The sequence below is a fragment of the Flavobacterium sp. CG_23.5 genome (genome assembly GCF_017875765.1).
In the GTDB taxonomy this organism is placed as follows: domain Bacteria; phylum Bacteroidota; class Bacteroidia; order Flavobacteriales; family Flavobacteriaceae; genus Flavobacterium.
The window spans coordinates 374,419-390,000 of the sequence record NZ_JAGGNA010000001.1 but is presented as its reverse complement, the minus strand read 5'-3'; the positions used below and the strand labels follow the sequence as shown (position 1 = coordinate 390,000).

Sequence of the window (15,582 nt, the reverse complement as noted above, 5' to 3'; positions counted from 1 at the left end):
TCTGATTTTTGATTGTTGATTCCTGATTTTTGATGTTTTCACATCTTAAATCCCAAATCTTAAATCTTAAATCCTAAATCGTTATCTTTAACTTAAATTGTATTATTTGAACTAACAGCAAGAGTAATATAATGTCTTTATTTGTTTCCACTTCGACTTTTCGTCTTCTTTCCCTAGCGTGTATTACTACTAACACTAAGGCTCTAGAAAGGAGGTGTTCCAGCCGCACCTTCCGGTACGGCTACCTTGTTACGACTTAGCCCTAGTTACCAGTTTTACCCTAGGCAGCTCCTTGCGGTCACCGACTTCAGGCACCCCCAGCTTCCATGGCTTGACGGGCGGTGTGTACAAGGCCCGGGAACGTATTCACCGGATCATGGCTGATATCCGATTACTAGCGATTCCAGCTTCACGGAGTCGAGTTGCAGACTCCGATCCGAACTGTGACCGGTTTTGTAGATTCGCTCCTGGTCGCCCAGTGGCTGCTCTCTGTACCGGCCATTGTAGCACGTGTGTAGCCCAAGGCGTAAGGGCCGTGATGATTTGACGTCATCCCCACCTTCCTCTCAGTTTGCACTGGCAGTCTCGTTAGAGTTCCCGACATGACTCGCTGGCAACTAACGACAGGGGTTGCGCTCGTTATAGGACTTAACCTGACACCTCACGGCACGAGCTGACGACAACCATGCAGCACCTTGTAAATTGTCTTGCGAAAAGTCTGTTTCCAAACCGGTCAATCTACATTTAAGCCTTGGTAAGGTTCCTCGCGTATCATCGAATTAAACCACATGCTCCACCGCTTGTGCGGGCCCCCGTCAATTCCTTTGAGTTTCATTCTTGCGAACGTACTCCCCAGGTGGGATACTTATCACTTTCGCTTAGCCACTGAGATTGCTCCCAACAGCTAGTATCCATCGTTTACGGCGTGGACTACCAGGGTATCTAATCCTGTTCGCTACCCACGCTTTCGTCCATCAGCGTCAATCCATTAGTAGTAACCTGCCTTCGCAATTGGTATTCCATGTAATCTCTAAGCATTTCACCGCTACACTACATATTCTAGTTACTTCCTAATAATTCAAGTCTAGCAGTATCAATGGCCGTTCCACCGTTGAGCGATGGGCTTTCACCACTGACTTACTAGACCGCCTACGGACCCTTTAAACCCAATGATTCCGGATAACGCTTGGATCCTCCGTATTACCGCGGCTGCTGGCACGGAGTTAGCCGATCCTTATTCTTACAGTACCGTCAATCTTCCACACGTGAAAGGGTTTCTTCCTGTACAAAAGCAGTTTACAATCCATAGGACCGTCATCCTGCACGCGGCATGGCTGGATCAGGCTTGCGCCCATTGTCCAATATTCCTCACTGCTGCCTCCCGTAGGAGTCTGGTCCGTGTCTCAGTACCAGTGTGGGGGATCTCCCTCTCAGGACCCCTACCCATCGTTGCCTTGGTATGCCGTTACCATACCAACTAGCTAATGGGACGCATGCTCATCTTTCACCGATAAATCTTTAAATACATCTTGATGCCAAGTCGTATTACTATAAGGTATTAATCCAAATTTCTCTGGGCTATCCCTTTGTGAAAGGTAGATTGCATACGCGTTACGCACCCGTGCGCCGGTCTCTAATTCCGAAGAACTATACCCCTCGACTTGCATGTGTTAAGCCTGCCGCTAGCGTTCATCCTGAGCCAGGATCAAACTCTTCATCGTATATTGTTTGCTTAATAAATTAAGCTATTGTTATTTGACTGAAGTTCTAGTGGTTTTTTCAAATCTTTCGATTCTATTACTCTTTATTATTTGTCTCGCCTTTCGGACGAGACGGCTGTCAATTCAATATGTCTAGGAACGTGTTCTTCTTTGTTTTATCGTCTGATTAACTCTTCGTAAAGAGTCTCTCAAAGCGGGTGCAAAAGTGCAACTTCTTTTTTTAACTGGCAAGAAATTTTTGAAGTTTTTTTTGGAAATTTTTTATCTCCATTTCTTCTCGTTTTCTTATCAGTTTGTCAAGGAACTTTGCTTGTTTTGCGGGGTGCAAATGTAACATCCGTTTTCCAATCCCACAAGCTTTTGTGAATCTTTTTTTTGAAAATAAATTCTCGTTTTCGATTCAGAATACTTGTCAGTTTGTTAAAGAACGATTGCGTTGTTGCGGGTGCAAAAGTACCACCTTTATTCGCTTTAACAAGCTTTTTTAATGCTTTTTTTTGATGTTTTTTACTCCTTAGCTTTAACTCGCTGGAAACGTGAATTTTGAAAGTATTTCTTTTTGATCTACTTCCGATTCCGAATCGTCGGGATGGGAATCACCCACGAAAAAGGTTGACTTTACCATCAAAAACCGTCGATATCATTATATATAGGTAGTAAAACTACATTCCTATATATAAGGCAACAAATGAATACTAGTCAATGAGGTCTCTCTTTTCGAAGTGACAAAGTCAGCGGTATGTTGTACTGGTTTAAGAAAGGAAAGTAAAACCCACAAGAAAAGGGAATGAAATGGACCTAACTGTTAGAAATTTTTCCTATATAAAAATAACAAAGTCGCTGATTCGTTGCCCGCGTTAGGGATAGCAGTGGAAAGCCCGCAGAAAAGTGGAGTGAAACACAACTTTATGAGGACTTGTAGCGAATAGCCCGACCGTTTATAAAAAAGAGGCTATTACCTTTATTGATAATAGCCTCTTTTTTATAAAGGGAAACGCCCAAATGAAAGTTTTAATTTGTTTTTTGCACTTTGGACAACCACGAATCCGTAAGGTTATCATAATCTACTGGAGTTGCTGGATTTTGATTTTGTAATCGTCCAGATTCAAACCCTCTTACCAGTATGGTTTCGATTAAATAATCTTCGTTAACATCGTACGGAGCATATTTAGTTTTCAAGTTAATGTCAAACATACTCGCTGCCGTGTTCGACCAAAAAGCTTTCCAACCGCTTTTGAGATTTTTAACGAGATCGTAAGTAGTTGTCCCTGTTTGGCGATGAATTAACTTTACGAGTATTTGGCCTTGCTTACGGGATAGCTTTTTGAGTTTGGATTCAAATTCATTACTAAGGTAATCTTCTACTATCTTGAAATATTTCTTTTTTTCCCTATTCGTCTTAAGTGCTGCCATTCCTTTATTAAGAATAGTCAATCGTTCGGATGCCAGTTTTGCATAAGGATACGTTTTATACACTCGGTTTTGAAGGATTAAAAATTGCTTTTTTGCTTCGGGATCGAGTTTTTCTTTAAAGACTACTAATTCTGGTAATTGTATGGTGTCATTAAGTATGGTATCGCTTTCGGTCAATACATAGCCCATTTTGGTCGTATCTTTTTGGGTAACTTGTGCATTGACATATATTGTAGTAAAAAGAAAAAATAAGAAAAGTTTAATCATCTTCATTAGTAGGAAAATTTAATTGCCAAAATTATACAATATATACACAACTGTAATGCCAAATTTATAATTTAGCAAAAAAATAATTTTATGAGTTCTAAATCAATATTAAAAAAGTCGTCACTTGAATTTTTAGAAAACTATCTTAATAATGCTTCGCCTACTGGTTATGAAAGTGATGGGCAAAAATTATGGATGGATTATTTGAAACCTTACGTTGATACTTTTATAACGGACACTTACGGTACTGCTGTAGGAATTATAAATCCCTATGCTCCATATAAGGTAGTAATTGAAGGTCATGCGGATGAAATTTCCTGGTATGTCAATTATATTACCGATGATGGATTAATCTACGTCATTAGAAACGGAGGTTCTGATCACCAAATTGCTCCTTCAAAACGAGTAAATATTCACACTAAAAACGGAATTGTAAAAGGTGTTTTTGGCTGGCCCGCTATTCACACTCGAAATAGAAAGAAAGACGAGGAAGTGGCAAAGGTCGATAACCTGTTTATTGATATTGGCTGTGAAACTAAGGAACAAGTCGATAAAATGGGTGTTCATGTGGGCTGCGTGATTACCTATCCTGATGAATTTATGATTTTGAACGAAAACAAATTTGTTTGTCGCGCTATCGACAACCGTATGGGTGGGTTTATGATTGCCGAAGTCGCTCGTTTACTGCATGAAAACAAAATTAAACTTCCTTTTGGATTGTATATCACCAATTCTGTTCAGGAAGAAGTTGGTCTTCGTGGTGCCGAAATGATCACCAAAACAATTAAACCAAATGTTGCTATTGTCACGGATGTATGCCATGACTCGACTACTCCAATGATTGACAAGAAAATTGAAGGAGATACAAAAATAGGAAAAGGTCCTGTCGTGACTTACGCGCCTGCTGTTCAAAATAATTTGAGAGAATTAATTCTGGAAACTGCCATGGCTAAAGAAATTCCATTCCAGCGATTGGCTTCTTCTCGTGTTACGGGAACTGACACAGATGCTTTTGCGTACAGTAATGGCGGAGTTGCATCAGCATTAATATCTTTGCCACTGCGATATATGCATACAACAGTTGAAATGGTGCATCGCGATGACGTTGAAAATGTGATTAAACTTATTTATGAAACTTTATTGAAGTTAGAAAACGAAGAAACTTTTTCTTATTTCAAATAATACCTGTTTAAGTGTTAATTTGGTTATTCGTTTAACCGATTAACCAAATTAACAAATAAACAATTTCAATGAAAATTTTATTACTCGAAGACGATTTTACTTTATCGAAAGAAATTGCGACTTTTTTTGCTTCAAAAGCTTTCGCATGCACTCCTTATTATGATGGTTTGTTTTTGCTCAAAAAATACAAACCTAACGAATACGATTTAATCATCCTTGATATTAATGTTCCTGGCAAAAACGGAATCGAAGTTTGCAAAGCCATTCGAGAATTAGACAAAAAAACTCCTATCATAATGCTTACCGCCTTCAGCGAAATTGAAGATAAACTGACTTCTTTCGAAAATGGTGCCGATGATTATTTAGTAAAACCTTTTCATTTTGAAGAATTATTCGCCAGAGTGAATTCGCTTTTGCGAAGAAAGGAAACGCCTCAACAAGCTAAGGAAAAAATTGTCATTCAGGATTTAGAAATTTTTGAAACTGAAATGAAAGTTTTTCGGTCTGAAGTAGAAATAAAATTAACACCCAAAGAGTTTAAATTGTTATTGACCTTAGCGAATGCAAACGGAAATGTACTTTCAAAACAGTTTATAGCCGAAAAATTGTGGGATTATCATATAGAAACGAACCAAAATACAATAGAAGTTTACATTAATTTTTTAAGAAAAAAAATAGACAAAGACCATCCGGTAAAACTAATCCATACAAAAATTGGGTACGGATATTATTTAAAAGAATCCGAATGACTTTAAAAAATCGAATATCACTTTTAGTAAGTTTGCTTTTTACAGTCTTATTTGGCTTGGCTTCTGCGTTTATTTTTGTCTTGTATTCTAATTTTAGAAAACAGGAATTTAACGATCGCTTGGAAATAAAAGCGCTGTCGACCATCAAATTATTGGCAAATGTTAAAGACGTCGATTACAAAATAATGAGATTGATAGATAAAAATTCTACCAATGAATTGTCTAACGAAAAGAAACTGATATTTGATTCCAACTTTAAATTAATATACAGTAGTGTTAATGGCACTAAAATTAACTGGTCGGTGACCGATTTAAAATTTCTAAAAAAGAATAAAACATTTTTCAAAAAACAAGGCTCTAATGAATTATTTGGTGTTTTCTTTGATACCAATGCCAAAGATTATTATGTTTTAATTTCTGCAAATGATAGTTACGGTAAGAGGAAGTTAGTGTATCTCGAATATATTCTAATCCTATCCTACTTACTTTTTACGGCTATTTGTTGGGTTTTGACATCTTTCACCGTCAAAAGAACGATGCAACCTTTGAGTTCATTTTATCAAAAAATTAAAAAAATAAATGAGAATAATCTGGACACCAGAGTAGAGGCAAAAAGCAATAAAAACGAAATCGATTTGATTGCCACTGAATTCAATTTTATGATGGACCGAATTGAAGTCTCTTATCAAAAACAAAAAGAATTTACCGCCCATGCTTCGCATGAATTGCGAACTCCTTTATCTAGGATCACTTCGCAAATAGAAAATAAAATTGGTGGAAATGAAATTGACTCCAATTCGAAAAACTTCTTAAACATTATACTGAATGATGTTAATCAACTGACTGAAGTGATTACTTCTTTATTGATTTTATCTAAATTAGATAACAAAAAATACGAGAATAAAGAAACCCACCGACTTGATGAAATCCTATTTACGGCTATTGAAAAATTGAATAAGATATTTCCTGATTTTATCATTCTTTTTGAAATTGAAGAAAGCGAAAACTTGGATTCGTTACTTGAAATTCGCGGTAACAAAAAATTATTGGAAATAGCTTTTAGCAATATTTTAAAAAATGCTTTTGTTTACTCCGATAACAAACAAGCAAAAGTGAAAATTAGCTGTGTGGCACAGAACCTCATTATTTCCGTTTCAAATACTGGAAATACATTGGATGAAAAAGAACAAAAAAATCTCTTTCAGCCTTTTATGCGCGGAAAAAATTCAAACGGAAGGTCTGGATTTGGTCTTGGTTTGCGAATCGTACAACGCATTCTTACGCTTCATAAAGCAAAAATAGTTTATAGTGTTCCTTCTAAAAACACTAATTTATTCCAACTCCTATTTCATATCTAGATCGTAAGTTTTTGTATCGATTCAAAATTGATGGATTTACATTCCTTTAATGTGCCATCAAACTTTGTTGTGCATATATCTTAATCTGAGCTTACCTCCTATTATCATTATACTCCTTTCATTTTTAAGGTCTTTTTAAGGTCAATTTTAAGGCTTCTTAAAGCCTGTGAATAGCATCTTTGTATCCAATAAAAAACAAATGCAATGGAAAAAATATTGGGATTATCACTGATTCTATTTGAGAATCAAATTATTACTTCACAAAACACTCTCGTAATTTAAAGTCACCTTCTCACTATTTAGACTTTGATTTAACATTCTAAATATAGTTTAAACAGATTGTATTCTTAATAATTTCAATCTAAAATCATTTATTAAAAAATATTTTAAAACTATGAATAAAATTGTAATCCTTGTTAGCATCTGTGCAGTAATGAATTTAGCAAGCTGTAAATCTGACAAAAAAGAAGCTGTAGAAATATCTGAATTTACTGTTACAAAACCAATTGTAAAAGACACCACATTTACAAAAGAATACATTGCACAAATACAATCTTTACAAAATGTAGAGATAAGAGCTCAAGAAAAAGGATATCTGGAAAACTTATATGTTGATGAAGGGAGATCAGTAAAAGCGGGGCAATTGTTGTTTAGCATTATGCCAAAATTATATCAAGCAGAATATTCAAAAGCAAAAGCCGATGCTAAAATAGTTCAGATTGAATATCAAAACACTAAAACCTTAGCCGATAAAAACATCGTTTCTAAATCGGAACTAGCAATGGCTAAAGCCAAATTAGAAGAAGCTAATGCTGATGTAGCAACTGCTGAAACCCATTTATCTTTCACAAAAATTAAAGCCCCTTTTGATGGAACCATTGATAGAATTCAATTTAAAAAAGGGAGTTTGATTGATGAAGGAACTATTTTGACCAAAATTTCAAATAACAGAGAAATCTACGCCTATTTTAATATGTCGGAAGTAGAGTATTTAGATTATAAATCCAGAGCCAAAAACGATATAAATAATAAAGCAGGTTTGTTACTCTCCAATGGTGAAAAACATAAATATCAAGGTCAAATTGAGACTATTGAAAGTGAATTTGACAACAACACAGGAAACATTGCTTTTAGAGCAAAGTTCCCAAATCCTGAATTACTATTAAAAAATGGTGAAACAGGAAAAGTACAATTGGTAGTTCCAATTCATGACGCTTTGATGATACCTCAAAAAGCTACTTTTGAAATTCAAGATAAAATATATGTTTACGTTGTTGATCAAAACAATAATGTCAAATCAAGAAATATTATTATAAAACAGCGATTATCAAATATATACATTATACAATCTGGACTTTCTAAAAATGATAAAATCCTTATGGATGGAATTCAAACTGTAAAAGAAAATGAGAAAATTAAACCTAAGTTGGTCCCTTCTGAACAGATTTTTAATCATTTAGAATTAATCAAATAATAGCGATTTTTAATCATTCAAAACAAGTATTATGTTTAATAAATTTATACAAAGACCAGTACTGTCTATTGTTATTTCGCTTATAATTGTATTTTTAGGTATTTTAGCTTTAATACAATTGCCCATTACGCAGTTTCCTTCTATCTCACCTCCAAAAGTAAATATTACTGCCGATTATCCTGGTGCAAATGGAGAATTGATGATTAAATCGGTAGTGATTCCTTTGGAAAGAGCAATAAATGGAATTCCAGGAATGAAATACATTGCCTCTGATGCAGGTAATGATGGAGAAGCTTCGATACAGGTGGTTTTTGAATTGGGAACGGACCCAAATATTGCTGCGGTTAACGTTCAGAATCGTGTTGCAGCCGTTGTGAACAAGCTTCCTCCAATTGTTGTTCGTGAAGGGGTAAAAATTACACGCGAAGAATCTAATATGTTGCTGTACATCAATATATACAGTAAAGATCCAAATTTGGATGTGAATTTCCTTTATAATTTTGCCGATATCAATTTACTCTCAGAGTTAAAACGTGTTCAAGGAGTTGGAGACGCAGATGTTCTTGGAGACAGAGAATATTCGATGAGAGTTTGGTTGAAACCAGATAGAATGTTTGCTTACAAAATTTCTTCTGATGAAGTAATGAAAGCATTGGATGATCAAAGTTTTGAAGCATCACCTGGAAGATTAGGTGAAAGCTCAGGAAAGAAATCCCAAGCATTTGAATATGTTTTAAAATATCCTGGTCGCTATACCACAAAAGAGCAATATGAAAATATTGTTCTTAAATCAAACCCAAATGGAGAATTGCTTCGTTTGAAGGACGTAGCCGATGTTGAATTTGGAAATGCCTACTACAATTTATATTCAAAATTAAATGGAAAACCATCTGCTGCAATTGTAATCAAACAATCTTACGGAAGTAATGCCAGTGAGGTTATTAAGAATGTAAAAAAGAAATTAGAAGAAATAAAGGGAACTTCATTTCCTAAAGGGATGGATTACGAAATTGGATATGACGTTTCTAAATTTTTGGATGCTTCAATCGAAAAAGTAATACACACATTGATTGAAGCGTTCTTGTTGGTTTCCTTAGTGGTATTTATTTTCTTGGGCGATTGGCGTTCTACTTTAATTCCTGCTATTGCTGTTCCAGTATCCTTAATTGGAACCTTCTTTTTCATGCAGTTATTTGGAATTACGCTTAACTTAATTACGCTATTCGCATTAGTATTGGCAATTGGTATTGTGGTAGATGATGCGATAGTCGTCGTCGAGGCCGTTCACGCAAAAATGGAGGAGTTCCATGTAAATGCACTTGAAGCTACTAAACTAGCCATGAAAGATATTGGAGGAGCAATTATTGCGATTACCTTAGTTATGGCCGCAGTGTTCATTCCAGTTTCGTTTATGTCGGGTCCTGTTGGAATTTTTTACAGACAGTTTTCGGTAACCATGGCTACGGCAATTATTCTGTCTGGTATTGTTGCACTTACTTTTACACCTGCTTTATGTGCTATGATGTTGAAAAACACACATGGAGTTCCTAAGAAAGACAATATATTGAATCGATTATTGGCAAAATTTAATAACTGGTTTAATGGTTTGCAAGGAAGATACCAAAAACTGGTTAGTCTTATTGTAAACAGAAGAGTGGTAACAATGTTGGTCCTTTTAGCGTTTTGCTTAGGAACTTGGTCATTAAGTTCTAGTGTGCCTTCTGGATTTATACCTAATGAGGATCAAGGACTTTTTTATGCTGTTATTCAAACACCTCCAGGTTCAACACTTGAAAGAACGGATCAAGTTGCCGACCAATTGCAAAAAATTGCTTCTGGAATGGAAGGAATAAAATCGATTTCTTCCATGTCAGGTTATGAAATATTGTCTGAAGGTACAGGTTCTAATACGGGAAGTTGTCTTGTGAATCTTAAGAGTTGGGATGAAAGAAAACAGACTTCTCAACAGATAATGGATGAATTGGAAGAAAAAGCCAAAAATATAAAAGGCGCAACTATTGAGTTTTTTCCTCCTCCTGCTGTTCCTGGTTATGGTGCTGCTGGTGGATTTGAACTACGCGTTTTAGATAAAGCTGGTAGTGGAGACTATAAAAAAATGGAAACGGTCACTAGGAACTTTGTAAAAGAACTAACTAAAAGACCTGAACTTTCTTCTGTTTTTAGTTTTTATAGTGCCAGTTTCCCTCAATATATGTTGAAAGTTGATAATGATAAAGCAAAACAAAAAGGAGTTTCTATAGCAGATGCAATGGATAATCTTTCCACTCTTATTGGAAGTAATTACGAAATCAATTTTATTAAATACGACAGACAATATAAAGTGATGGTACAAGCTTTGCCACAATACAGAGCAATGCCAGATGATATTTTAAAGCTTTACACCAAAAATGATCAAGGTGAAATGGTACCTTATGGAGCATTCATGAGTATTGAAAAAGTTTTTGGTCTATCTGAAATCACCAGACACAATCTATATAACGCATCCGAAATAAGTGGTGGTCCGGCAGCTGGATATAGTAGTGGAACCGCACTTAAAACGGTTGAAGAAGTTGCAGCCAAAACACTACCTAAAGGATTTGGAGTAGAATGGGCAGGTATTTCAATAGATGAATCTCGACAAGGAAATCAAGCGCTTTATATATTTTTAATTTCACTCATATTTGTCTATTTGGTGCTATCAGCGCAATACGAAAGCTTCATGCTACCGTTGCCGATACTGCTTTCGTTACCTGTTGGGATTTTCGGAGCCTTCTTTCTACTTAAAGTATTGGGCTTAGAAAATAACATCTATGCACAAATTGCGATGGTGATGTTGATTGGTATTTTGGGGAAAAATGCCGTATTAATTGTAGAGTTCGCAGTACAACGGCATGCCGCAGGGAGGACCGCTATGCAGGCTGCGATTGAAGGAGCGACAGCACGTCTTCGTCCAATTTTAATGACCTCTTTTGCTTTTATTGCTGGATTGATTCCGTTAGTTTTTGCATCTGGTCCTGGAGCAGTAGGTAATCGAACTATTGGAGCAGCGGCTGCAGGAGGAATGTTATTTGGAACGATATTCGGTGTAATAATTATCCCTGGATTGTATTACATTTTTGCGAAAATTTCTGAAAAACATATTCTCATAGAAAATGAAGAAGAAGAAACGTTAACAGAAATTTTTAGAAAATCACTGAAAGGCATATTTTCGAAAAAAAAGAATAAGAAGAACAAGCTTTAAACGAAGAAATCGAATAAAATGAAGGAATTAAAAAAAAGTAAGAAAATAGGTTTCATAATATTATTGGGAACTTTTGCAAGTTGTAAAATGCTTGCTCCAGTTCACTATATCGAAACACCGCAAATACCGCTGGCGTACATGGATTCTAAAGACACCATTAACTCAGGAGCTATAAAATGGAAAGCGTTTTTTCCTGATAAAAATTTACAAAGTTTAATCGATACCGCTCTAACGAAAAACATCGACTTACAAATGACTTTGCAAGACATAGCAATTGCAAGTAATAATGTTCGTGCAAAAAAAGGGCTGTTATTTCCTAGTGTTACCGGTGGTATAGCTGTTGGTACTGAAAAAGTGGGGCGCTATACCAGCCAAGGTGCAGGAGATGCTTCGGCTGAAATTACTTCAGGCCAAATCGTGCCGGAACATTTAAATGATTTTTCCATTGGCATACATGCCAGTTGGGAAGTTGATATATGGAAAAAGCTTAGAAACTCAAAAAAAGCAGCAGTTTCAAGATACTTATCGACTATCGAAGGCAAAAACTTTGTAGTTACCAACTTGATTGCCGAAATTTCGAATTCTTATTATGAGTTACTTTCATTAGACAATCAATTGGATGTTATAAAAGAGACCATTCAGTTACAGAAAAATGCTTTAGGGATTGTAAAAGTTCAAAAAGAAGCGGCTAGAGTAAGTGAATTAGCTGTAAAAAAATATGAAGCTGAAGTATTGAATTCAGAATCTTTAGAATTTGATATCCAACAACAAATAAAAGAAACCGAAAATAAAATCAATTTTCTTTTAGGACGTTATCCACAAGTAATTGTTAGAGATAAAACTATTTTTGAAAGTCAGGTTCCACAGCAAATAAAATCTGGAATTCCATCTCAATTGTTAGCAAATCGTCCTGATATTAAACAAGCTGAATTAGAGTTATTCGCATCTAAATGTGATGTAAAAGTGGCTCAAGCCGAATTTTACCCCTCGTTTAATATTTCAGGTGGGCTGGGATTTCAAGCATTTAAACCGTCATTTCTTTTTACAGCTCCTGAATCAATTGCGTATTCGTTACTTGGAGAATTAACAGCTCCATTAATAAATAGAAATGGTATAAAAGCCGAATTTAATAAAGCTAAAGCGTATCAGATACAAGCAATGTACAACTATCAAAAAACAATTTTGAATGGCTATATTGAAGTGTCTAATGAATTATCTAATATTAAAAACTTAGAGCAATTGTACAATTTAAAAAACAAAGAAGTTCAAGCATTAAATAGTTCTATCGCGATTTCTAATGACCTATTTAGGTCATCCAAAGTAGATTATTTTGAAGTTTTAATGACACAACGAGACGCTCTTTCTTCGAAATTAGAATTAATAGAAGCTAAAGAACGACAATTTAAATCGGTAATAAATGTTTATCGAGCATTAGGCGGCGAATGGAATTAATCGTTTTTAGAGAGAAAAAAAGGCTTTTCAACAGACTAAAAAAAATTGTTAATTGTTAGGTTAGAAAAAAGGCATCCTTATTTATTTAATGGTGCCTTTTTGATTTTTTATATTTCATACACTCGATAATATAATTAGGAATCTTTTTTTACTAATTTTACAACAAACGATCTAAAATGCAATCGAAGGTAAAAAATATTGAAGCCTATTTAAAAGAGATTCCATTGGAAAGACAGGAAGTTTTTACCAAAATTAGAGCAACTATACAAGAAAATATTCCGAAAGGTTTTGTTGAACAAATGAGTTACGGAATGATTGGATATGTAGTTCCTCAAACCACTTACCCCGATGGCTATCATTGCAATCCAAAATTACCATTGCCATTTGTTAACATTGCTTCTCAGAAAAATTATATTGCCATTTATCACATGGGAATTTACGGAAATCCAAAACTATGAGAATGGTTTGTTGCTGAATATCCAAAACATAGTAAACAAAAATTAGACATGGGTAAAGGCTGCATTCGGTTTAAAAAAATGGACCAAATACCATTTGAATTAATTGGAGAACTCATGCAAAAAATAACAGTTGAAGGTTGGATATATTATTACGAATCCCACTTTAAAAAATCTAAATAATAGTTAACCATCATTTTAAAACCATTCACGTACTTAAAAAATTAAGAGAATTATTACTATTATTTTTTAGTTTTAATATCATTTACGGGTTGTTCCGTAATCGAAGGTATATTTAAAGCTGTTGTTGGTGTTGGTATATTTATCGTGGTAGCAATAATAGCCATAAATATACTAATCATAAGGAAAGTTTTCGATAAGAAATAATTTGAAATTAATTACAATTTGATTGTATTTAGCAATTTAACTAAATCAAAAAACTCCCGCAATTGCGAGAGTTTTTATTTTTTATATACTTTTTTACTTTTTAAACAGTGTACATCTTCGTTCTTAATTCTTGAACTTTTTCATCATCAAGATAATCATCAAAAGTCATATATCTATCAATTGCTCCATTTGGCGTTAATTCAATAACACGATTAGCAACCGTTTGAGAGAATTCATGATCATGAGTGGTAAAAATCACAGATCCTTTGAAGTTTTTCAAGGAATTATTGAACGCAGTGATAGACTCTAAATCCAAGTGATTTGTTGGTTCATTAAGCATCAAAACATTGGCTCGTTCCATCATCATTCTTGACAACATACAACGTACCTTTTCTCCTCCAGATAAAACTCGACATGTTTTCAAAGCTTCCTCACCTGAGAAAATCATTTTACCAAGGAAACTACGAATATTAACCTCGTCACGTTCTTCCTCCGTTTTTACCCATTGACGCAACCAATCCACAAGAGAATAATCGCTCTCAAAAAAAGAATGATTTTCTACTGGTAAATACGCTTGGTTTGTAGTAACTCCCCAATCAAAAGTACCTGAATCCGCTTTTTGATTGCCATTTAAAATTTCGTAGAAAGCAGTTGTTGCACGCGAATCTTTTGAGAAAAGGACAATTTTGTCGCCTTTGGCCATATTCAAATCAACCCCTTTAAACAAAATATCCCCATCTATTGAAGCACTTAGATTTTGTACATTCAAAATTTGATCTCCTGCTTCACGCTCTTGATCAAAGATAATCGCTGGATAACGACGGCTTGATGGTTTTATATCAGAAATATTCAACTTGCTAATCATTTTTTTACGAGAAGTAGCTTGTTTTGATTTGGCCACATTCGCACTAAAACGACGTATAAATTCTTCTAATTCCTGTTTCTTTTCTTCGGCTTTTTTGTTTTGTTGTGCGCGTTGTTTTGCTGCTAATTGGCTTGATTCATACCAAAAAGTGTAATTACCTGAATAATGGTTTATTTTACTAAAATCAATATCCGAAATATGGGTACAAACTGAATCTAAAAAGTGTCTATCGTGAGAAACTACAATTACTGTATTTTCATAGTTTGCCAAGAAATTCTCCAACCATGCGATGGTTTCAAAATCCAAATCATTGGTAGGCTCATCCATAATAAGTAAATCTGGATTCCCAAAAAGTGCTTGTGCCAAAAGGACACGAACTTTTATTTTACCCTCAAGATCTCCCATTAAAGTATAATGATGTTCTTCTGAAATTCCAAGATTTGACAACATCGATGCGGCATCTGAGTCAGCATTCCAACCGTTCATTTCTTCAAATTGAACTTGCAACTCCCCTATTCTATCTGCATTTTTATCATTGTAATCTAAATACAAAGCATCCATTTCTTTTTTGATGGCATACAATGTTTTATTTCCCATCATTACGGTCTCAAGAACTGTGCTTTCGTCAAACATATTGTGGTTTTGATTCAAAACCGACATACGTTTTCCTGGTTCCAAATGAATATGTCCCGATGTAGGATCCATTTCACCTGCAATTATTTTAAGAAAAGTAGATTTTCCAGCACCGTTGGCTCCGATAACTCCGTATATATTACCGTGTGTGAAGGTAGTATTTACTTCATCAAACAAAATTCGTTTGCCAAACTGAACTGATAAATTATTAACTGTTAACATAAATATTTTTTATAGAAATTTTTGCAAAAGTACAAAAAAATACACAGATGTAAACTAAATAGCAATGTAGTTATACTTGCATTTTCTTTTTATATTCAACTTAAATTTTTAAAAAGTTGATTTTGTTTTTTTAGTTTAATAATAGTTACTCCAATTTTAATAT

8 protein-coding genes, 1 rRNA gene and 1 pseudogene are annotated in these 15,582 nt (G+C 34.8%); 7 read left to right on the top strand and 3 right to left on the bottom strand.

What is annotated here, in order from left to right:
• Positions 1–207: 207 nt before the first annotated feature.
• Both H4V97_RS01590 and H4V97_RS01585 read right to left on the bottom strand, forming a co-directional pair.
• Positions 208–1,721 (bottom strand): 16S ribosomal RNA (locus H4V97_RS01590).
• Positions 1,722–2,732: 1,011 nt separating this feature from the next.
• On the bottom strand, positions 2,733–3,407 hold the full coding sequence (locus H4V97_RS01585) for a DUF4294 domain-containing protein (RefSeq protein WP_196849510.1): 675 nt from the start codon (positions 3,405–3,407) through the stop codon (positions 2,733–2,735).
• A gap of 84 nt (positions 3,408–3,491) precedes the next feature.
• On the opposite strand from H4V97_RS01585, the gene H4V97_RS01580 reads away from it, so the two are divergent.
• From H4V97_RS01580 to H4V97_RS01550, 7 genes and pseudogenes are all read left to right on the top strand, one after another.
• Positions 3,492–4,583 carry a M42 family metallopeptidase gene (locus H4V97_RS01580; protein WP_209548736.1) on the top strand — a complete coding sequence of 364 codons (1,092 nt, stop codon included), beginning with the start codon at positions 3,492–3,494 and terminating at the stop codon, positions 4,581–4,583.
• Between the two features lie 68 nt (positions 4,584–4,651).
• Complete coding sequence (locus tag H4V97_RS01575) at positions 4,652–5,332, top strand: response regulator transcription factor (RefSeq protein ID WP_209548735.1); 681 nt, start codon at positions 4,652–4,654, stop codon at positions 5,330–5,332.
• On the top strand, positions 5,329–6,690 hold the full coding sequence (locus H4V97_RS01570; protein WP_209548734.1) for a sensor histidine kinase: 1,362 nt from the start codon (positions 5,329–5,331) through the stop codon (positions 6,688–6,690). The genes H4V97_RS01575 and H4V97_RS01570 overlap by 4 nt, the downstream gene beginning before the upstream one ends.
• A 394-nt stretch (positions 6,691–7,084) precedes the next feature.
• Complete coding sequence (locus tag H4V97_RS01565) at positions 7,085–8,164, top strand: efflux RND transporter periplasmic adaptor subunit (protein ID WP_209548733.1); 1,080 nt, start codon at positions 7,085–7,087, stop codon at positions 8,162–8,164.
• A gap of 31 nt (positions 8,165–8,195) precedes the next feature.
• A complete protein-coding gene (locus H4V97_RS01560; protein ID WP_196849515.1) occupies positions 8,196–11,405 on the top strand; it encodes an efflux RND transporter permease subunit in 3,210 nt (1,069 codons plus the stop codon).
• An 18-nt stretch (positions 11,406–11,423) separates the two neighbouring features.
• Positions 11,424–12,857 carry a TolC family protein gene (locus H4V97_RS01555; RefSeq protein WP_196849516.1) on the top strand — a complete coding sequence of 478 codons (1,434 nt, stop codon included), beginning with the start codon at positions 11,424–11,426 and terminating at the stop codon, positions 12,855–12,857.
• Between the two features lie 176 nt (positions 12,858–13,033).
• Positions 13,034–13,495 (top strand): annotated as a pseudogene (locus H4V97_RS01550) (DUF1801 domain-containing protein).
• A 304-nt stretch (positions 13,496–13,799) separates the two neighbouring features.
• Here H4V97_RS01550 and H4V97_RS01545 read toward each other — a convergent pair.
• Complete coding sequence (locus tag H4V97_RS01545; RefSeq protein WP_196849517.1) at positions 13,800–15,419, bottom strand: ABC-F family ATP-binding cassette domain-containing protein; 1,620 nt, start codon at positions 15,417–15,419, stop codon at positions 13,800–13,802.
• Between the last annotated feature and the right edge of the window lie 163 nt (positions 15,420–15,582).